The 18,853-nt window shown below is 70.8% G+C and carries 20 protein-coding genes; 13 read left to right on the top strand and 7 right to left on the bottom strand.

The genetic code is table 11. From position 1 onward, the window contains the following. Window positions 1-58 precede the first annotated feature (58 nt). From IC607_RS06260 to IC607_RS06240, 5 genes are all read left to right on the top strand, one after another. Window positions 59-844, top strand: a complete 786-nt coding sequence (locus tag IC607_RS06260; protein WP_191786178.1) for a c-type cytochrome — start codon at window positions 59-61, stop codon at window positions 842-844. After that, entirely contained in the window at window positions 841-1,881 is a 1,041-nt protein-coding gene (locus IC607_RS06255) for a Rieske 2Fe-2S domain-containing protein (protein ID WP_191786176.1), read from the top strand. The genes IC607_RS06260 and IC607_RS06255 overlap by 4 nt, the downstream gene beginning before the upstream one ends. Then, window positions 1,878-3,608, top strand: coding sequence for a cytochrome bc complex cytochrome b subunit (locus IC607_RS06250; protein WP_191786170.1), 1,731 nt, complete (start codon window positions 1,878-1,880; stop codon window positions 3,606-3,608). The genes IC607_RS06255 and IC607_RS06250 overlap by 4 nt, the downstream gene beginning before the upstream one ends. A 113-nt stretch (window positions 3,609-3,721) precedes the next feature. Next, a complete protein-coding gene (locus IC607_RS06245) occupies window positions 3,722-4,351 on the top strand; it encodes a superoxide dismutase (RefSeq protein ID WP_191786168.1) in 630 nt (209 codons plus the stop codon). Window positions 4,352-4,462: 111 nt separating this feature from the next. Next, a complete protein-coding gene (locus IC607_RS06240) occupies window positions 4,463-5,641 on the top strand; it encodes an RtcB family protein (protein WP_191786167.1) in 1,179 nt (392 codons plus the stop codon). A gap of 69 nt (window positions 5,642-5,710) precedes the next feature. Here the strand turns inward: IC607_RS06240 and IC607_RS06235 are convergent, their stop codons facing one another. The 3 genes from IC607_RS06235 to coxB are packed head-to-tail and all read right to left on the bottom strand — an operon-like array spanning window position 5,711 to window position 8,816. After that, entirely contained in the window at window positions 5,711-6,109 is a 399-nt protein-coding gene (locus tag IC607_RS06235) for a cytochrome c oxidase subunit 4 (protein WP_191786166.1), read from the bottom strand. Next, on the bottom strand, window positions 6,106-7,920 hold the full coding sequence (gene ctaD, locus IC607_RS06230; protein ID WP_191786164.1) for a cytochrome c oxidase subunit I: 1,815 nt from the start codon (window positions 7,918-7,920) through the stop codon (window positions 6,106-6,108). The genes IC607_RS06235 and ctaD overlap by 4 nt, the downstream gene beginning before the upstream one ends. After that, the gene (coxB, locus tag IC607_RS06225; protein WP_370526045.1) at window positions 7,920-8,816 is read right to left on the bottom strand and encodes a cytochrome c oxidase subunit II; all 897 of its coding nucleotides are present in this window, start codon (window positions 8,814-8,816) and stop codon (window positions 7,920-7,922) included. Before coxB ends, ctaD begins: the two co-directional genes overlap by 1 nt. 233 nt (window positions 8,817-9,049) lie before the next feature. On the opposite strand from coxB, the gene IC607_RS06220 reads away from it, so the two are divergent. Together IC607_RS06220 and IC607_RS06215 are read left to right on the top strand one after the other, a co-directional pair. Then, on the top strand, window positions 9,050-10,249 hold the full coding sequence (locus tag IC607_RS06220) for a cysteine desulfurase family protein (RefSeq protein WP_370526044.1): 1,200 nt from the start codon (window positions 9,050-9,052) through the stop codon (window positions 10,247-10,249). Then, window positions 10,246-10,533 (top strand): sulfurtransferase TusA family protein, encoded by a 288-nt coding sequence (locus tag IC607_RS06215; RefSeq protein ID WP_191786161.1) that lies wholly within the window; start codon window positions 10,246-10,248, stop codon window positions 10,531-10,533. The genes IC607_RS06220 and IC607_RS06215 overlap by 4 nt, the downstream gene beginning before the upstream one ends. Window positions 10,534-10,563: 30 nt before the next feature. On the opposite strand, the gene IC607_RS06210 is transcribed toward IC607_RS06215, so the two are convergent. After that, on the bottom strand, window positions 10,564-10,914 hold the full coding sequence (locus IC607_RS06210) for an iron-sulfur cluster assembly accessory protein (protein ID WP_191786160.1): 351 nt from the start codon (window positions 10,912-10,914) through the stop codon (window positions 10,564-10,566). Window positions 10,915-11,093: 179 nt separating this feature from the next. Beyond that, the gene (locus IC607_RS06205; protein WP_191786158.1) at window positions 11,094-12,278 is read right to left on the bottom strand and encodes a glycerate kinase; all 1,185 of its coding nucleotides are present in this window, start codon (window positions 12,276-12,278) and stop codon (window positions 11,094-11,096) included. A gap of 91 nt (window positions 12,279-12,369) precedes the next feature. Between IC607_RS06205 and nadA the strand changes: the two genes are divergently transcribed. From nadA to IC607_RS06185, 4 genes are read left to right on the top strand one after another with little or no spacing between them, the layout of a single operon-like run. Further along, the gene (gene nadA, locus IC607_RS06200; protein WP_191786155.1) at window positions 12,370-13,572 is read left to right on the top strand and encodes a quinolinate synthase NadA; all 1,203 of its coding nucleotides are present in this window, start codon (window positions 12,370-12,372) and stop codon (window positions 13,570-13,572) included. A gap of 19 nt (window positions 13,573-13,591) precedes the next feature. Further along, on the top strand, window positions 13,592-14,191 hold the full coding sequence (locus IC607_RS06195) for a DJ-1/PfpI family protein (protein WP_191786153.1): 600 nt from the start codon (window positions 13,592-13,594) through the stop codon (window positions 14,189-14,191). Further along, on the top strand, window positions 14,191-14,505 hold the full coding sequence (locus tag IC607_RS06190; RefSeq protein WP_191786152.1) for an antibiotic biosynthesis monooxygenase: 315 nt from the start codon (window positions 14,191-14,193) through the stop codon (window positions 14,503-14,505). Before IC607_RS06195 ends, IC607_RS06190 begins: the two co-directional genes overlap by 1 nt. Window positions 14,506-14,514: 9 nt before the next feature. Further along, window positions 14,515-15,063 (top strand): thioesterase family protein, encoded by a 549-nt coding sequence (locus IC607_RS06185; protein WP_191786151.1) that lies wholly within the window; start codon window positions 14,515-14,517, stop codon window positions 15,061-15,063. Between the two features lie 18 nt (window positions 15,064-15,081). On the opposite strand, the gene IC607_RS06180 is transcribed toward IC607_RS06185, so the two are convergent. Then, the gene (locus tag IC607_RS06180; protein WP_191786150.1) at window positions 15,082-16,485 is read right to left on the bottom strand and encodes a dipeptidase; all 1,404 of its coding nucleotides are present in this window, start codon (window positions 16,483-16,485) and stop codon (window positions 15,082-15,084) included. 56 nt (window positions 16,486-16,541) lie between these two features. Between IC607_RS06180 and IC607_RS06175 the strand changes: the two genes are divergently transcribed. Then, a complete protein-coding gene (locus IC607_RS06175) occupies window positions 16,542-17,135 on the top strand; it encodes a DUF3043 domain-containing protein (protein WP_191786149.1) in 594 nt (197 codons plus the stop codon). A 19-nt stretch (window positions 17,136-17,154) separates the two neighbouring features. Beyond that, window positions 17,155-18,162: an aldo/keto reductase family protein gene (locus tag IC607_RS06170; protein WP_191786147.1), complete on the top strand. Its 1,008-nt coding sequence runs from the start codon at window positions 17,155-17,157 to the stop codon at window positions 18,160-18,162. On the opposite strand, the gene IC607_RS06165 is transcribed toward IC607_RS06170, so the two are convergent. Next, entirely contained in the window at window positions 18,119-18,802 is a 684-nt protein-coding gene (locus tag IC607_RS06165) for a YitT family protein (RefSeq protein WP_191786145.1), read from the bottom strand. The genes IC607_RS06170 and IC607_RS06165 overlap by 44 nt on opposite strands. Window positions 18,803-18,853: the final 51 nt, after the last annotated feature.

The raw sequence follows: 18,853 nt of genomic DNA, 5'->3' as shown, positions 1-18,853 counted from the left end.
GCGCGCAGTCGCGCCACCTTTGCCCCCTTCCCCCCATGTGCGAGACGAGGAACGATCCGTGAAGGCACTCGCAGCCCGCAGGCACGATCGGCGCGCGCCGATCGTCCTGCTCCTGCTGGCGCTGCTGCTCACCGGTGGCCTGTACGCAGTACTGGCCCCCACATCGGCCGATGCGGCTGCCGCTGCTCCCAGCGCGAGCGACATCCAGACCGGTGAGAAGCTGTTCCAGGCCAACTGCGCGACGTGCCACGGCCCGTCCGGTGCCGGTACCGCGAGCGGCCCGTCGCTCATCGGTGTCGGTGCGGCAGCGGTCAACTTCCAGGTCGGGACCGGCCGCATGCCGGCGCAGCAGAACGGCCCGCAGATCGAGGCCAAGCCCGTCCAGTTCGACGACGAGCAGATCAGCCAGCTCGGTGCGTTCGTCGCGTCCCTCGGCGCCGGGCCTGCGGTCCCGACCGAGGACCAGGTCGACCCGAGCAAGGGCAACTCCGCCAACGGCATGGCCTTGTTCCGCACGAACTGCGCCATGTGCCACAACGCGGTGGGCGCCGGCGGCGCGCTCTCGCGCGGCAAGTTCGCCCCGAAGCTGTGGGAGACCAGCCCCACGCACCTGTACGAGGCCATGCTGACCGGCCCGCAGTCGATGCCGGTCTTCAGCGACACCAACCTGTCGCCCGACGAGAAGCGCGACATCATCGCGTTCATCAGCGAGCAGGGTGACGTGGCCCCCGGTGGCCTCGACCTCGGTTCGCTCGGCGCCGTCAGCGAGGGCCTGTGGGCCTGGATCGTCGGCATCGGCCTGCTCATCGGCGCGGCCGTCTGGATCGGAGCGAAGTCCTCGTGAGCACGCACGACACCCACTCCCACGAGCTCGAGCCGCACGGCGACGGGACGCTGCCGGACCGGTTCGAGAACCCGGGCCACCCGGAGCACCACCAGCGCCTGGGCGACCTCGACCCCAAGGCCAACAAGAAGGCCGAGCGCCAGGTCCTCGCGCTGTTCACGGTCTCGGTCGTGGGCACGATCGCCTTCGCCGTCGCGTACTTCGCGCTCGGCGACCCGACGACCGACCCGACGAAGATCGCGTCCGCGACGCGCACCGAGAACCTCTGGCTGGGCCTGACCCTCGCGTTCGCGCTGCTCGGCATCGGCACCGGGGCCGTGCACTGGGCCAAGACGCTCATGAACGACCACGAGATGAGCGAGGAGCGGCACGCGATCGCCAGCGACGCCGAGTCGCGCGAGGCCGCGTTGCAGGCGCTGCAGGACGGTGCCGAGGACTCGGGCATCAGCCGCCGTGGGGCCCTCAAGGGGGCCGTGATCGGTGCGCTCGCCCTGTTCCCCATCACCATCGCGCTGCCGCTGATCGGCAACATCGGTGGCGACTGGAACGTCGGCAAGCTGAAGCACACGATGTGGAAGAAGGGCACCCGCCTCGCCCGGGACCCCTCCGGCCGCGCCATCAAGGCCTCCGACGTCACCATCGGCTCGGTCTTCCACGTCATCCCCGAGAACCTCGAGGAGGCGGAGCACCCGCTGGACGAGAAGGCCAAGGCCGTCGTCCTGCTGATCCGGCTCGACCCCCGGGACATCAAGTCCGAGCAGGGTGAGGGCTGGTCGTACGACGGCATCGTCGCGTACTCCAAGATCTGCACGCACGTCGGGTGCCCGGTGGCCCTGTACGAGCAGCAGACGCACCACCTTCTCTGCCCGTGCCACCAGTCGACGTTCGACGTCGCGGACAGCGCCAAGGTCGTGTTCGGCCCCGCGAAGCGGGCCTTGCCCCAGCTGCCGATCACGATCGACGACGAGGGCTACCTCATCGCGCAGAGCGACTTTCACGAGCCGGTCGGCCCGAGCTTCTGGGAGCGGAAGAAGTGACCACCACATCGACCCCGACGCCTGCCGCGAAGGCGGCAGGCGCGACGGCGGACTACCTGGACCAGCGCACCGGGATCGGCGTCGTCGTCAAGACGTTCGCCCGCAAGATCTTTCCCGACCACTGGTCGTTCCTGCTGGGCGAGATCGCGCTGTACAGCTTCGTCACCATCTTGATCTCGGGCGTGTTCCTCACGATGTTCTTCGTGCCGAGCATGGGCGAGACCACGTACACCGGTCCCTGGTCGTCGATGCAGGGCGTCGAGATGTCGCAGGCGTTCAGCTCGACGCTGCGTCTCTCGTTCGAGGTCCGCGGCGGTCTGCTGATGCGGCAGGTCCACCACTGGGCCGCGCTCATCTTCATGGCCGCGATCGTCACGCACATGATGCGTGTCTTCTTCACCGGCGCGTTCCGCAAGCCGCGTGAGCTCAACTGGGTCGTCGGCTTCACGCTGCTGATCCTCGGCATGCTCGCGGGCTTCTCGGGCTACTCGCTCCCCGACGACGTCCTGTCCGGAAACGGCCTGCGGATCGCCGACGGCGTCATCAAGGCCGTCCCGCTGATCGGCTCGTACACGTCCTACTTCGTGTTCGGCGGCGAGTTCCCGGGCCAGGAGCTCATCCCCCGCCTGTTCACGGTGCACGTCCTGCTGATCCCCGCGCTCATCCTCGCGCTGATCGGTCTGCACCTGCTGTTCGTCGTCCTGCACAAGCACACGCAGTACCCGGGTTCGGGCCGGACCGAGAAGAACGTCGTCGGCTACCCGGTCCTGCCGGTGTACGCGGCCAAGGCCGGCGGGTTCTTCTTCGTCGTGTTCGGCGTGATCGCCCTCATGGGTGCCACCATGTCGATCAACGCGGTGTGGAACTACGGACCGTACGACCCGTCCCCGGTCTCCGCCGGTGCGCAGCCGGACTGGTACATGCTCTTCCTCGAAGGATCGCTACGACTCATGCCGGGGCAGGCGGAGTTCGTGACATGGGGCGGGTACACGGTCAGTGCGAACATCATCATCCCGGCGATGATCGTGCCGGGGATCTTGTTCACGATGCTCGCGGCCTACCCGTTCATCGAGGCGGCCGTCACCGGCGACCGGCGTGAGCACCACATCCTGGACCGGCCGCGCAACCGGCCGTTCCGGACGGCTTTCGGCGTCTCCATCGTCGTAGCGTTCTTCATCCTCGCGCTGGCAGGCTCCAACGACCTGATCGCTACGCACTTCCACCTGTCGATCAACGACATCACGTGGGCCTTCCGCGTCCTGATCTTCGTCGGCCCGTGGCTCTCGTTCGTCATCACCAAGCGCATCTGCCTGGGGCTGCAGCGCAAGGACCGCGAGCTGGTCCTGCACGGCCACGAGACGGGCCGCATCGTGCGGTTCGCGAGCGGTGAGTACATCGAGGTCCACAAGCCGCTGGATGCCCACGAGCGCTGGCTGCGCGTCCAGCACGAGGCCATCCGCCCGCTCGAGATCGAGCCGGCCGAGGACTCGCGCGGCGTGCGCCGCAAGGGGTACGCCCTGGACCGGATGAGGCAGCGCGTGTCGCAGGTCTTCTACGAGGACCGCGTCGAGCCGGTCACTCCCGCGGAGCTCACCGCGTCGCACTCGCACGGCGAGCACGACGCGCTCGAGGCGGATGTTCACGAGCCCACCCAGGTAGGCGGCGGGTCACACCTTGTCGAGCCGGATGCTGAGACAGGCGTCGAGGGGCGGAATCCCCAGATCTGAGCAAGAGTTGGATGAGTCGGGCGGCTCGCCGTAGCGGCGGGCCGCCCGTTCTCGTCAGTCCCCCGCGGGACGCCCCATCGCCCCGCACACGACGCAGGAGAGGTACTCAACGCATGGCTGACTACACGCTTCCGGACCTGTCGTACGACTACGCGGCCCTCGAGCCGCACATCTCCGGCAGGATCATGGAGCTGCACCACGACAAGCACCACGCCGCTTACGTGACGGGCGCCAACACGGCGTTGGAGAAGCTCGCGGAGGCACGCGAGAAGGACGACCTGGCGGCCGTCAACCTGCACGAGAAGAACCTGGCGTTCAACCTCGGTGGTCACGTCAACCACTCGGTGTTCTGGCAGAACCTCTCCCCCGAGGGCGGCGACAAGCCGGTCGGCGACCTCGCCGCCGCGGTCGACGAGTTCTTCGGTTCGTTCGACGCGTTCCAGAAGCACTTCGCGGCCAACGCCGCGGGCATCCAGGGCTCCGGCTGGTCGATCCTGGCCTGGGACTCGATCGGCGCCAAGCTCGTCATCGTGCAGCTGTACGACCAGCAGTCCAACATCGCGCTGGGCCTCGTGCCGATCGTCGTCCTGGACATGTGGGAGCACGCCTTCTACCTCGACTACGTGAACGTCAAGGCCGACTACATCAAGGCCTGGTGGAACATCGTGAACTGGGCCGACGCAGGCGCCCGCTTCGACCGCGCGCGTTCCCAGACCGCGGGGCTGATCGTCCCGGCGCTCTGACGCCTCATCTCACGACGAAGGGCGGTCCCGCGGGGGCCGCCCTTCGTCGTGAGGCGGGCAGTGCCGTTATTCGCTGCCGTCGAGCAGCCCGGAGCTGCCAGGATCGCCGCCATGACACGCGAGCACCTGTCCCCCACCCTGATCAGCTGGGCCTCCGTCCTCGACGACGGCGCCCGCGAGCAGGCACTGCGCACGGCCGCCATGCCGTTCGTCTTCCCCCACCTGGCACTCATGCCCGACGCGCACCTCGGCAAGGGCGCGACCGTCGGGTCGGTGATCCCGACGCTCGGCGCCATCATCCCGGCCGCCGTCGGGGTGGACATCGGCTGCGGCATGATCGCCGTCCGCACGCAGTGGACGGCGGAGCAGGTGCGAGCCGAAGGTGACCTCTCCTCGCTGCGCCGGGCGATCGAGAAGGCCGTTCCCCTGTCCGCGGGCGCCGCCAACCAGGACCTCACCGCGTCGGCAGCCGCTCGGGTCACGCTCCTCGAGCAGGAGGCGGCTGCGGCGGGGTTCGACCCCGACCAGCGCCTGGGGCGCTGGCGGCTCCAGCTGGGGTCGCTGGGGTCCGGCAACCACTTCATCGAGGTGAGCGCCGACGAGACCGGTACGGTCTGGCTCTTCCTGCACTCGGGGTCCCGGGGCGTGGGGAACAAGATCGCCCAGCACCACATCGCCGTGGCCCGCGAGCTGTGCGCCCGCTGGTGGATCGGCCTGCCCGACCGCGACCTGGCCTACCTGGTGGAGGGGACGGACGAGTTCTGGTCGTACGTCCGCGAGCTCAGGTGGGCGCAGCACTACGCGCTGCTCAACCGTGAGGAGATGATGGATCGCGTCGTCGCCGCGATCGCCGGCCACATGGGCGAGGACGTCGACGAGCGGGAGCGCATCAACTGCCACCACAACTTCACGGAGCAGGAGACGCACTTCGGCAAGAGGGTGTGGGTCTCCCGCAAGGGGGCGATCCAAGCCGACGAGGGGCGCCCCGGTCTCATCCCGGGCTCGATGGGGACGGCGTCCTACGTGGTCGTCGGGAAGGGCGACCGGTTGTCGCTGAGCTCAGCACCGCACGGCGCCGGGCGCAACCACTCGCGGACGGCGGCGCGACGGCTGTTCACGCACGACCAGCTGAGGGAGTCGATGGCCGGCATCGACTACCGCGACACGGAGGCGTTCCTCGACGAGATCCCCGCGGCGTACAAGGACATCGACCAGGTGATGGCGGACGCGCAGGACCTCGTGGAGGTCCGGCACGTCCTGCACCAGCTGGTGAACGTCAAGGGCGACTGAGAGGCCCGGGACACAACGACGGCACCACCCCGCGGGGTGGTGCCGTCGTGTGCGCAGGGTCGCGCAGCGTCAGTGCGCGTGCTGTCCGCGGGAGAACTCGAACACCCAGCCGACCAGGCCGATGACGCCGATCGCGAGGCCGATGCCGCTGAGCCAGAACCCGACCGCGAAGCCGAGGAACGTGACGGCGCCGGCGACGCCGATGACGAGCGGCCACCAGCTCCAGGGCGCGTAGACACCCTGGTCGCCGGCACCCTCCTCGATCCGACCGTCCTCGTCGTCCTCAGGACGCGCGTCGATGCGGCGGGACAGGAGCGCGAAGTAGGCACCGATCATGCCGACCATGCCGCCTACCAGCGGGATGCCGAGCATGCCGACGGCCTCGCCGTCGCTCCAGATCCCGTAGATGACGCCGACCGGGATGAAGAAGACCACCCCGTAGAGGAAGAGCTTCGTCTCGAGCTTCACTTGCCCTCCTCCTCGTCACGGGCGGTGTCGCCACGCTCGTCGACGATCGTCGTCGACGACTGGTGCTGCTCGCCGGTGCCGTTGACGACGCGGTCGTTCGCCAGCGAGGTCTCCCCGCTACGGCTGGCCTCCCAGTCGAGCGGACCAGGGTTGGGCTCGACGAAGTCCATCGCGGCGACCTCCGGGTGGTGCAGGTCGAAGGCCGGGCGCTCCGAGCGGATCCGCGGGAGCGAGACGAAGTTGTGCCGCGGCGGCGGGCAGCTGGTGGCCCACTCGAGCGAGGCACCGTAGCCCCACGGGTCGTCGACCGTCACCTTGGGTGCGTTCTTGGCCGTCGTGTAGACGTTCCAGAGGAACGGCAGCGTCGACGCGGCCAGGATGAAGGCGCCGATGGTCGACAGCTCGTTCATCCACGTGAAGCCCTCGGCGGGCGAGTAGTCCGCATACCGGCGCGGGAACCCGATGACGCCGAGCCAGTGCTGGATGAGGAACGTGGTGTGGAAGCCGATGAACAGCAGCCAGAAGTGCCACTTGCCGAGCGTCTCGTTCAGCATCTTGCCCGTCATCTTGGGCCACCAGAAGTAGAAGCCCGCGAACATGGCGAACACGACCGTGCCGAAGACGACGTAGTGGAAGTGCGCCACCACGAAGTAGGAGTCGGAGAGCTGGAAGTCGAGGGCGGGACTGGCCAGGATGATGCCGGTCAGACCGCCGAAGAGGAAGGTGACCAGGAAGCCGATCGTCCAGAGCATGGGGGTCTCGAAGGTGAGCTTCCCCCGCCACATCGTGCCGATCCAGTTGAAGAACTTCACACCGGTCGGGACCGCGATGAGCATGGTCATGAACGAGAAGAACGGCAGGAGCACCGAACCGGTGACGTACATGTGGTGGGCCCACACCGTCACGGACAGGGCAGCGATCGCGATGGTCGCGTAGACCAGGCCCTTGTAGCCGAAGACGGGCTTGCGGCTGAACACCGGCAGGATCTCGGTCACGATGCCGAAGAACGGCAGGGCGATGATGTAGACCTCGGGGTGCCCGAAGAACCAGAACAGGTGCTGCCAGAGGATCGCTCCCCCGTTCTCGGGGTTGAACACCTGGGCACCGAGGCGACGGTCCGCACCGAGCGCGAAGAGCGCGGCGGCCAGCGGCGGGAAGGCCATGAGCACCAGCAGCGACGTCACCAGGATGTTCCAGGTGAAGATCGGCATGCGGAACATCGTCATGCCGGGCGCACGCATGGTGACGACCGTGGTGATGAAGTTGACGGCACCGAGGATGGTGCCGAAGCCGGCGAGCGCGAGCCCGAAGACCCACAGATCACCGCCCAACCCGGGTGAGTACACCGTGTTGGACAGCGGCGCGTACGCGAACCAGCCGAACGAGGCGGCGCCCTGAGGCGTCAGGAAGCCCGACGCGGCGATGAGGCCGCCGAAGAAGAAGAGCCAGAACGCGAACATGTTGAGCCGCGGGAACGCCACGTCGGGCGCGCCGATCTGCAGCGGCATGATCACGTTGGCGAAGCCGGCGAACAGGGGCGTGGCGAAGAGCAGCAGCATGATCGTGCCGTGCATCGTGAACGCCTGGTTGTACTGCTCCTTGGACTGGAACACCTGCATCCCGGGAGCGAACAGCTCGGCGCGGATGAGCAGGGCCAGGACGCCACCGACCATGAACCAGACGAACGAGACGATCAGGTACATGTACCCGATGGTCTTGTGGTCGGTCGAGGTGACCCACTTGACCAGCGTGCGGCCCAGCGACTGGCGCGACGGCGCCAGGCCCGGGATGGTCTCTGCGGCGTACGCCATCAGCTGTCGCCTTCCTTGGTGTCGCCGTGCGTCGCCGCGCTCTCGAGGTCCTGCTGGCGGCTGTACTCGAGACCGAGCGCACCCTCCTGACCCTTGGCCTTGAGCTCCGCGATGTGCTTGTCGTAGTCCTCGCGAGAGACGACGTTGACGGTGAAGAGCATCGACGAGTGGTACTCGCCGCACAGCTCCGCGCACTTGCCCTCGTACGTGCCGATGACCTTGGGCGTGAGCTGGAAGGAGTTGGTCTTGCCCGGGATCATGTCCATCTTGTAGAGGAAGGACGGGACCCAGAACGAGTGGATGACGTCGCGCGACTCAAGCGTGAAGCGCGTGCTCTCGTTCACAGGGAGCCACAGGGTGACCTGGTCGAGCAGCTGACCGGTGCCGGCGCTGCCGACGTCCTCGGCGTGCTGACCGGTGTCGTACGCGTCGTCGTCGAGGTAGTTGAAGTCCCAGCTCCACTGCTTGCCGATCACCTCGACGTGGTTCTGCGCCTCCGTGGAGGTGGACTGGATCTCCGTGACGTCGCGGTTCGTGTAGAAGAACAGCACGCCGACCATCACGATCGGGAGCACGACGTACATGAACTCCAGCGGCACGTGGTAGCGCAGCTGCACGGGCAGGACGTTGTCGTCCTTGCGCTTGCGGTAGACCGCGACGCACCAGAGCATCAGCCCCCACGTCAGCAGGCCCACGGCGAGCGCGGCGACCCACGACCCGACCCACAGGTTCACGATCCGACCGGTCTGGTCGGTGATCTCGGCATCGGAGTTGCCGGGCAGCCAGCCGCGCTGCACCTCGGCGGAGCATCCGCTGAGGGCTACCGCGACGACGGCTGCGAGTCCGGCCCACTTCAGGGCCAGGCGCCGCTTCCGGCGGGGGGTTTCCGGGTGCACTGGGGACCTCTCACTTGGCGTCCCGTCGACGCACCACCCAGTGCAGGCAGCCGTCACCCGGGACCTTCGTCCTCGACCCGTGCAGCCTAGCGCGCCGACCACCGGCTTTCGCCCCGGCGACACCCCTTGGCGACACGGTGTCAGGACCATCACATCACCGAAGTGCGGCATTCGGAACGGGTGGACGGGCTCGGGCCGCGTCCTCATGCGCCACGGCGGGCTACCGTGCGACCGTGAGCACGTACCCGGACCCCTCCGACGGCGCCCGCGATGTGACCGATCCCACGTCCCGTGCGGGAACCCGGCGTGTCGTCCTGGACGCCGGTGGTCACGCGCCGTTGCTCCCGGAGGCCCGCCAGGCGTTCCTCGAGGCGCTCGACCAGGGTTGGGCGGACCCGCGTCGTCTCTTCTCCGAGGGGCGGCGCGCGCGGATGCTGCTGGACGGCGCGCGCGAGGCCGTGGCGGCCGTCGTCGGCGCCCGCACCGAGCAGGTCGACCTGGCGCCGTCCCACGTCGCCGCCCTGCACGGAGCCGTCCGGTCGGTCGCCCGAGGGCGCCGCCGCGTGGGCCCGGGCGTCGTCACCAGCGCGGTGGAGCGTGCGGCACTCCTGCAGGCGGCGACCTTCACGGCACCCGACGACCACGTCGTCGTCCCGGTGGACGGGTCCGGCCGGGTCGACGTGGACGCGTTCTCGTCGGCCGTCGCCGCGCCGGGCGTCGCGCTGGCCGTGCTGCAGCACGCCAACGGCGAGGTCGGCACGCTCCAGCCGGTCGACGAGGTCCACGCGGCGGCTCGGTCGGCAGGTGTGCCGCTGCTCGTCGACGCCGGCGCGAGCCTGGGCCACACGCCCGTGCCGCCGACCTGGGACCTGCTCGCCGCCGACGCCGCCGACTGGGGCGGCCCGGCGGGCATCGGCGTGCTGGCCACCCGCGCGGGCGTCCGGCGCACCCCGGACTGGCCGGAGGACGACGACCGCTGGTTCCCCGGCGGCGTGAGCATCCCGGCGGCACTGGCGGCCGCCGTCGCACTGCAGGTCGCCGAGGCGCGCAGGGTCCGCGAGGCCGACGCGCTGCGCGACCTCGTCGACCGCGTGCGCACACGTGTGGTCGCCGACGTCCCCGACGTCGAGGTCGTCGGCGACGCCACCGACCGGCTCCCCCACGTCGTCACGTTCTCCTGCCTCTACGTCGACGGCGAGGCGCTGGTGACCGAGCTCGACGCCCGCGGCTTCGGCGTCGGCTCGGGCTCCGCGTGCACGTCCAGCGCTCTCGAGCCGAGCCACGTGCTCGCGGCGATGGGCGTCCTCACGCACGGCAACGTGCGGTTGGTCCTGCCCACCGGTACGACGGAGGCGGACCTCGACGCGTTCCTGGCGACGCTGCCGTCGGCGGTGGCGCAGGTCCGCTCGGCGCTGGGGGTCGAAAGGCTGTGAACGCGGCTGCGGACCAGGGGCCGACGATCGTCGACGCGCGCGGGTTGCGCTGCCCCGCCCCCGTCATCCGGCTCGCGCGGGCCGCGAAGGCAGCCGCACCGGGCGAGCGCCTGACCGTCCTGTGCACCGACCCCGCCGCCGAGCACGACGTCCCCGCCTGGGCCCGCATGCGCGGCCACACGCTCGTCGGGACCGTTCGGGGACCCGAGCACGTCGCGATCACCGTCGAGGTCCGACCGCTCCACGCATCGTCCCGGGACGACGAAGGCCCGGCCGCCCCGTGAGGGTGGGCCGGGCCTCTCGTGCCGACGTGGTCAGCTGAAGGAGCCGCCGCACGCGCAGGCGCTGCCCGCGTTGGGGTTGTCGATCGTGAAGCCCTGCTTCTCGATCGTGTCGGCGAAGTCGATGGTCGCGCCGTCCAGGTACGGGACGCTCATGCGGTCGACGATGACCTCCACGCCGCCGAAGTCCTTGGTGACGTCGCCGTCGAGGTAGCGCTCGTCGAAGTAGAGCTGGTAGATGAGGCCCGAGCAGCCGCCGGGCTGCACGGCCACGCGCAGACGAAGGTCGTCGCGACCCTCCTGCTCCAGCAGGCTGCGCACCTTGTCCGCGGCGAAGTCGGTGAGAAGGACGCCGTGCGTCGCGGTCTCGGTGGTCTCGCTCATTGATCTCTCCTGGATGCTGGCGGTCTGTGCTTCCCGGGCGGACCCGCGTGCCGCGACTCCCGCTCCAAAGACCGGCAACCGACGCGCACGCGCAATTGTTCCCGGCCCTGCGATGCACGTTCAGCGTACGCCGCCGCCGTGGTGTCAGAGGATGACGTCCACCACAGCGCGTCGGGGCCTCAGCGCGACCAGGTCCGGGCGACGCGCTCGGCCCGCCGCTCCAGCGAGCCCTGTGCGTCGGCGATCGCGGCGGCGACCTCGTCGGGCGCGTCCGCCACAGCGTACGCAGCCGCGATGCCCGCCGACGAGAGCTCGCGACGCCCCACCAGCACCTCGCCGGCGATCACGACGGCCGGGACGGCGTGCCGCAGCGCCCGCTCCGCCACGGACGTCGTCACCTTGCCGTGCAGCGACTGCCAGTCGAAGCGCCCCTCGCCCGTCACGACGACGTCCACGTCCCGCAGCGCCGCGTCGAGGCCGGTCGCGGCGGCCACGAGCGACGCACCCGGGACCAGTCGCGCGCCGACGAGCGACAGGCCGAACCCCAGGCCACCCGCGGCCCCGGCGCCCGCGGCCGTGAGCAGTCGTCGCGAACCGGTCGACCCGCCGGTGAGCAGATCGGGCCGCAGCACGGCCCCCAGGACGTCGGCCGCCGCGTGCGCGAACGCACCGAGCGCGCGCTCGAGCTGCTGCGTCTGCTCGGGGCTCGCGCCCTTCTGCGGCGCGAAGCCCGCGCTCGCGCCCTGCAGACCGAGCAGGGGGACGTCGACGTCGGTCGCGACGACGATCTCGGTGCGCACCCACCGTTCGCGCAGCGCGACGAGCCCAGCGAGGTCCGGTGCGCTCAGGCCCCCGATGCCGCCCCCGCCGGAGCCGAGCAGCCCGGTCGGGTCCGCGAGCCCCAGCCCGACGAGCGCGCCGGCGCCCGCGTCGTTGGTCGCCGAACCGCCGAGCCCGACGACGACACGGCGCGCCCCGCCCTCGACCGCCGCGGCGACGAGCTCCCCCACGCCACGGGTCGTGGTGCGCGTCGGGTCGCGCCGGTCGACGGGGACCAGCGGCAGCCCGATCGCCTGGGCGGACTCGACGTACGCGGTGGGTCCGCGCTCGTCGTCGACGCGCAGCACGACCGCGGGCACGGGGTCGCCGAGCGGGCCGGTGACCGTGACGGCCTCGAGGGACCCACCGAGGCTCGCGTGCAGGGCCTCGACGAATCCCGGCCCTCCGTCCGACATGGGCAGCGTGCGCACGTCGTCGTGCGGCGCGCCGCGACGCCAGCCGGCGGCGATCGCGTCCGCAGCCTGCCGGGCGCTGAGGGCGGAGCCGAACGAGTCGGGGGCGACGAGGACATCCACGCCCGGCATCGTGGCACGGGTCGCGCGACGTGACGTGCACCACTCGCGCCGGCACCACGTCGCCCGTGGCGCGTCGCCACCCGTGTGGGAAGATCGCGGCGTGAGCCTTGCGACCTCCGCCCCCTCGTTCGCCGAGCCCGCCCCGTCCGCCCTGCTGCTGCTGGGCCGCGGCGTCGACCTCGCCTCGGAGCGCGGCGTCGAGTGCGTCGGCGGCCTGCCCGCCGCGAGCGACCCCGACCTGGTGGAGCGGGCCCGCGTCGCGCGCGCCGCGCTCGGCGACCGCGCGTTCGTGCTGGGCCACCACTACCAGCGTGACGAGGTCATCGCGTTCGCCGACGTCACGGGCGACTCGTTCAAGCTCGCGCGCGAGGCGGCGGCGCGGCCCGAGGCCGAGTTCGTCATCTTCTGCGGCGTGCACTTCATGGCCGAGTCCGCCGACATCCTCACGTCGGACACGCAGCAGGTGGTCCTGCCCGATCTGGCCGCCGGTTGCTCGATGGCCGACATGGCCGCGATCGACCAGGTGGAGGACGCGTGGGACGTGCTCGTCGACGCGGGCGTGGCCGAGCAGACCGTGCCGGTGACGTACATGAACTCGACGGCGGCGATCAAGGCGTTCACGGGTCGCCACGGCGGCACCATCTGCACGTCGTCGAACGCGCACGTCGCGCTGCGGTGGGCCTTCGACCAGGTGGGCGGCGTCGAGGGCACCGGCAAGGTCCTGTTCATGCCCGACCAGCACCTGGGCCGCAACACCGCGGTGCTCGAGCTGGGGCTCTCCCTCGACGACTGCGTGGTCTTCGACCCGCGCAAGCCCGGCGGCGGGCTGACGAAGGCCGAGCTCGAGGCGGCTCGCATGATCCTGTGGCGCGGGCACTGCTCGGTGCACGGTCGCTTCTCTGCCCGCAACGTGAGCGACATCCGTGCCGCCGCACCCGGCGTGACCGTCCTGGTCCACCCGGAGTGCAAGCACGAGGTCGTCACCGCGGCCGACATGGTCGGCTCGACGGAGTACATCATCAAGGCGCTCGACGCGGCCCCCGCCGGTTCGACGTGGGCCATCGGCACGGAGCTCAACCTGGTGCGACGCCTCGCCGCCGCGCACCCGGACAAGCAGATCCACTACCTGGACTCGACGGTGTGCTTCTGCTCGACGATGAACCGCATCGACCTGCCCCACCTGGTCTGGGCCATGGAACAGCTGCTGGCCGGGCAGACCGTCAACCGCATCGTGGTGGACGAGGACGACGCCCACTGGGCGCGCGTGGCCCTCGACCAGATGCTCGCCCTGCCGGGGTACTGACCGTGCGCACGAGCGAGCGATGAGCACGGGCAGCGCGCTGCGCGTCGGCGTCTTCGTCTTCGACGGGGCCGAGGAGCTCGACGTCGTCGGCCCCTACGAGGTGCTCGCGTACTGGGCGCAGCACTCGGCTCTGCACCCGGAGGTCGTCACGTTCTCGGCGGACGGCGGCGGCGTCCGGTGCGCCAAGGGCCTCTGCCTCGTCCCTGACCACTCCGCCGCGGACGTCGGGCCGCTGCACGTGCTCGTCTACCCGGGCGGCCGCGGCACCCGTCCGTTGACGGCCGACACCGAGCACCTCGAGTGGGTGCGCGGGATGCGGGCGTCGACGCCGCTCATGACCAGCGTGTGCACGGGTTCGCTCGTCTACGCGGCCGCGGGTCTGCTCGCGGGACGGCCGGCGACGACGCACTGGAGCGCGTTCGACGAGCTCGCCGCGTACGACCCGAGCGTCCTCGCCGACGACGAGGCACGGTTCGTCGACGACGGAGACGTCGTGACGTCGGCCGGCGTGTCGGCGGGCATCGACATGGCGCTGCACCTGGTCTCGCGCCTCGAGTCCGTGGCGGCGGCCCGCGAGGTCAGGCGTGGGATCCAGTACGACCCGGCTCCCCCGGTCTGATGGGTGACCTGCTGGCCGCTCCCGTGCTGGAGCACGCCCTGCTCCCCGTACGTCCCGGGACGTCCGCCGCGTTCGAGCGGGCGATGGCGCAGGCGCTGCCGATCATCCGCGCCGTGCCGGGCTGCCACGGGGCGCGCGTGTCCCGCTGCGTGGAACGACCCGACACCTACCTGTTGCTCGTGGGCTGGGACTCGGTCGAGGCGCACGAGGTGGGATTCCGCGGGTCGGCCGACTACGAACGCTGGCGGAGCCTGCTGCACCAGTTCTACGACCCCTTCCCGATCGTCGAGCACTTCGTAGCTACTCACGAGTAACATCGCGCCGTGACCCGCACCGTGCAGCTCGCCCTCGCCACGTTCCGCCCGCGCAAGGCCGTCCCCGGCCAGCGGATGTTCGACGCGTCCGTGACGCGGATGCGGGTCTGGCCCACCGACCTGGACCTCTACCGCCACGTGAACAACGGCGTCTACCTGCAGTGCTGCGACGTGGGCCGGAGCAACTTCCTCGCGGACCTGGGCGCGTTCGGTGCGCTCAACGACAAGGGCTGGTACCCCGTGGTGGCCGCGCAGACCATCAAGTACCGACGCTCGCTGACGCTGGGTCAGCGCTTCGAGCTCACCACGCGGGTGCTGGGCTGGGACGAGCGGGTCGTCTACCTCGAGCAGTCGTTCTCGCGGCCGACGAAGCGCGGCGACGAGCACGTCGCGCGTGCCGTGATCGCCGGCCGCTTCCTGAGCCGCACGGGCGAGCGCGTCCCCGCGCCCGACGTCGTCGCGCTGCTGAGCGGTGCACCGGTGCAGAGCCCCGCGCTGCCCGACGACGTGCAGGCGTGGGCTCGCGCCGTCGACGTCGCCCAGCGCCCCGAGGTCTGACCTCTGGGGTCTGACGCCCTACCTCCCGCCGGCCAACCGCTCCAGCATCAGGGCCTCCGCGAGGACGACCTTCTCCAGCTCGCCCAGGTGCACCGACTCGTTGGCGCCGTGCGCCCGGCTGTCGGGGTCCTCGACGCCCGTCACGAGGATCGACGCCGACGGGTACACCTCGAGCAGGTCCGCGATGAAGGGGATCGACCCGCCGATGCCGACGTCGACCGGGTCCGTCCCCCACGCCTGACCGAACGCCCAGCGTGCGGCCTGCATCGCGTCCGAGTCCCCCGGAGCCTGGAACGGCTTGCCCTGGTCACCCTCGTGCATGGTCACGCGCGCACCGAGGGGTGCGTGCTCCTCGAGGTGGGTGCGCAGCGCGGCCATCGCCGCCGCGGGGTCCTGGCCGGGCGCGATGCGGACGGAGAGCTTGGCCGTCGCGCGGGGGGTGATGGTGTTGGAGGCGCTCGCCACGCGCGGGGCGTCGAACCCGATCACGCTGATGGCCGGCCGTGTCCACAGCCGCGCGGTGATGGGCCCGGTCCCGGCGAGCGGGACGCCGTCCAGGACGCCCGCATCGGCGCGGAACGCGGCCTCGTCGTAGTCCACGGCCGGGTCGGGCGCGCGCACCAGACCGGCGACGGCCACGTCGCCCGCGTCGTCGTGCAACGTCGCGATCAGCCGGGCCAGCAGCGTCGGCGCGTCGAGCACGGCGCCGCCGAACATGCCGGAGTGGATGGCGTGGTCGACGACCGCGACCTCGACCTCGCAGTCGACGAGCCCGCGCAGCGACGTCGTCAGCGCCGGGGTCCCGACGGCCCAGTTGGCGGAGTCCGCGACCACGATGACGTCGGCCGCGAGCTCGTCGCGGTGGGCGTGCAGGAAGTCGACGAACGTCGGCGAACCGATCTCCTCCTCGCCCTCGACGAAGACGGTGACACCCACCCCGAGGTCGTCGGCCAGGACGCGCAGCGCGCCCAGGTGCGCGACGATCCCCGCCTTGTCGTCGGCCGCCCCGCGCCCGTAGAGCCGGCCGTCACGCTCGGTCGGCTCGAACGGATGCGTGTCCCAGTCGGCGTCCTCGCCGGGAGGCTGGACGTCCAGGTGCGCGTACAGCAGGACGGTCGGCGCCCCGGCAGGGGCGGGCCGACGAGCGATCACCGCGGGCCGGCTTCGCTGCCCGTCCGCCGTGGTCGCCGAGGTGAGCCGGACGTCGTCGATCCCCACGCCGCGCAACAGCTCCGCGACGGCGTCCGCGGCCGCCGCGACGTGCGTCTGGTCGAATTCGCCGTTCGAGACGCTGGGGATGCGCACCAGCCGCTCGAGGTCCGCCCGCAGCGCGGGGAAGAGGCTTGCGGCCCGAGCCCGCAGCTCGCTCGTCCGGTCGTCGGCGGGGGTGCTGGCAGGGGTGGTGCTTCGCTCGTCCGTCACGACCGTCCACCGTACTCGACTACCCTGTCAGGGTGCCTCGACTGGAGAAGGAACCCATGAACGCTGCCTCGACGCCCTCGGGCGAGACGGGTGACCAGACGTCCGGCGAGGTCACGGGCGCCGGCGCCCCCAAGGGGCGCCCGACGCCCAAGCGCAAGGAGTCCGAGGCTCTCAACAAGCGCCCCCTGGTCCCGACCGACCGCAAGGGCGCGACGAAGGCGAGCAAGGGTGCGGCGCGCGACACGCGCAACCGCGAGTACCGCGCCATGCAGACCGGCGACGAGAAGTCGATGCCGGCCAACCACCGCGGCCCGGTCCGCAAGTACATCCGCGACTACGTGGACGGCCGGTTCAACCTCGCCGAGTTCTTCCTCCCCGTCGCGGCCGTGTTCCTCGTGCTGCAGATCAGCTTGGCGTCGTCGGCGCCGAACCTGGCCGCCCTCGCGATCGTCGTGCTGTACGCCTACGTGATCTTCGCGATCGTCGACGGCTTCCTCCTGTGGCGTGGCCTGCGCAAGCGCCTGCGCGCGAAGTTCGGCGCGGACAACCTGGGCCGCGGCCTGGTGATGTACACCGAGATGCGCGCGTTCCAGCTGCGCCCCACCCGCCTGCCCAAGGCGCAGGTCAAGCGCGGCTACAAACCGGAGTGAGTCGACGTAAGGTCGAGGGATGGTCGCCTACCGCACCCTCGGCCGCTCCGGGCTCAAGATCACGGAGATCACCTACGGCAACTGGTTGACCCACGGGTCGCAGGTGGAGAACGAGCAGGCCACGGCCTGCGTCCGCGCAGCGCTGGACGCGGGCATCACCACCTTCGACACCGCTGACACGTACGCCAACACAGCAGCCGAGTCGGTGCTGGGGGCTGCCCTGAAGGGCGAGCGCCGGCAGAGCCTGGAGATCTTCACCAAGGTCTACTGGCCGACGGGACCGAAGGGCGCCAACGACTCGGGCCTGTCGCGCAAGCACGTCCTCGAGTCGATCGACGGCTCGTTGGCCCGGCTCGGCACGGACTACGTCGACCTCTACCAGGCGCACCGCTACGACAACGCGACGCCGCTCGAGGAGACGATGCAGGCGTTCGCGCACGTCGTCCGCCAGGGCAAGGCCCTGTACGTGGGGGTCTCCGAGTGGACTGCCGAGCAGATCCGCGACGGCCAGGCGCTCGCCTCCGACCTCGGCTTCCGGCTGATCTCGAACCAGCCCCAGTACTCGATGCTCTGGCGCGTCATCGAGGACGAGGTCGTGCCGACCAGCGCGGAGCTCGGGCTCTCGCAGATCGTCTGGTCCCCCGTCGCCCAGGGGGTCCTGACGGGCAAGTACCTGCCCGGTCAGGCCGCACCGGCCGGGTCGCGCGGCACCGACAGCAAGGGCGGCGCGCAGATGATCAGCCGCTTCCTGGAGCAGGAGCAGACGCTGCGGCGCGTCCAGGACCTGCGCCCGATCGCCGACGAACTGGGCCTGACGATGGCCCAGCTCGCCGTCGCCTGGGTGCTGCAGAACCCGAACGTCGCGTCGGCGATCATCGGAGCGTCGCGACCGGAGCAGGTCGCCGAGAACGTGCGGGCCTCCGGCGTCGAGATCCCCACCGAGCTGCTCGCCCGCATCGACGACGTGCTCGGTGACAGCGTCGTCAGCGACCCGCGGGAGACGGAGAAGAGCTCGCCCCGGCGCTGACCCGCCCCGACGCACGCGCCGGCGCGGCGTCTGGCACGGCGATGGTCAGGCGAGGCAGCACCAGGTGCACGAGCGGACCGACGCAGACCGCGTAGACGACGGTCGCGATGCCGAGCCTGCCCCCGAGCGCCCAGCCGACGCTCACCACGAGCACCTCGATCGTGGTGCGGACCACCGCGACCGGCCGTCCGGTGCGGCGCACGAGCCCCGTCATGAGCCCGTCGCGGGGACCCGGTCCGAGCTGGGCACCGACGTAGAGCCCCGTCGCGACCGCGTTCATCACGATCCCGAGACCGGCCATCGCCGCACGGGCTGCCCACGGCAGGTCCGGCAGCAGGTCCAGCAGGTCCAGGAGCGGGTCGACGAGGAACCCGATGACCAGGACGTTCGCCACCGTGCCCACGCCGGGGCGCTGGCGCAGCGGGATCCAGCAGACGAGCACCAGCACGCTGATCGCCAGCGTCACCGTCCCGAACGACGCACCCGTGCGCCTGGCGATCCCCTGGGACAGCACGTCCCACGGCATGTTGCCGAGGTCGGCGTGCACGAGCAACGCCATCGAGAGGGTGTAGAGCACGAGACCGACGACGAGCTGGGCGGAGCGCCTGCCGACGGGGGCGGGGACGAGAAACGTTCGCATAGGACCATTCACGCGCACGATGGCTATCCGATCCATAGCCACCTGGGAGAT

Origin of the sequence: Cellulomonas sp. JH27-2 (assembly GCF_014837175.1) — a bacterium.
Classification (GTDB): Bacteria; Actinomycetota; Actinomycetes; order Actinomycetales; family Cellulomonadaceae; genus Cellulomonas.
The sequence above is the reverse complement of the archived record's forward strand: the minus strand, read 5'-3'. Positions and strand labels throughout refer to the sequence as shown.

Bases quoted from the DNA above. Each gene is read 5' to 3' on its own strand.
- IC607_RS06245 (WP_191786168.1), top strand. From the start codon at position 3,722: ATGGCTGACTACACGCTTCCGGACCTGTCGTACGACTACGCGGCCCTC.
- IC607_RS06240 (WP_191786167.1), top strand. From the start codon at position 4,463: ATGACACGCGAGCACCTGTCCCCCACCCTGATCAGCTGGGCCTCCGTC.
- ctaD (WP_191786164.1), bottom strand. From the start codon at position 7,920: ATGGCGTACGCCGCAGAGACCATCCCGGGCCTGGCGCCGTCGCGCCAG.
- IC607_RS06210 (WP_191786160.1), bottom strand. From the start codon at position 10,914: ATGAGCGAGACCACCGAGACCGCGACGCACGGCGTCCTTCTCACCGAC.
- IC607_RS06205 (WP_191786158.1), bottom strand. From the start codon at position 12,278: ATGCCGGGCGTGGATGTCCTCGTCGCCCCCGACTCGTTCGGCTCCGCC.
- IC607_RS06195 (WP_191786153.1), top strand. From the start codon at position 13,592: ATGAGCACGGGCAGCGCGCTGCGCGTCGGCGTCTTCGTCTTCGACGGG.
- IC607_RS06190 (WP_191786152.1), top strand. From the start codon at position 14,191: ATGGGTGACCTGCTGGCCGCTCCCGTGCTGGAGCACGCCCTGCTCCCC.
- IC607_RS06175 (WP_191786149.1), top strand. From the start codon at position 16,542: ATGAACGCTGCCTCGACGCCCTCGGGCGAGACGGGTGACCAGACGTCC.
- IC607_RS06170 (WP_191786147.1), top strand. From the start codon at position 17,155: ATGGTCGCCTACCGCACCCTCGGCCGCTCCGGGCTCAAGATCACGGAG.
- IC607_RS06165 (WP_191786145.1), bottom strand. From the start codon at position 18,802: ATGCGAACGTTTCTCGTCCCCGCCCCCGTCGGCAGGCGCTCCGCCCAG.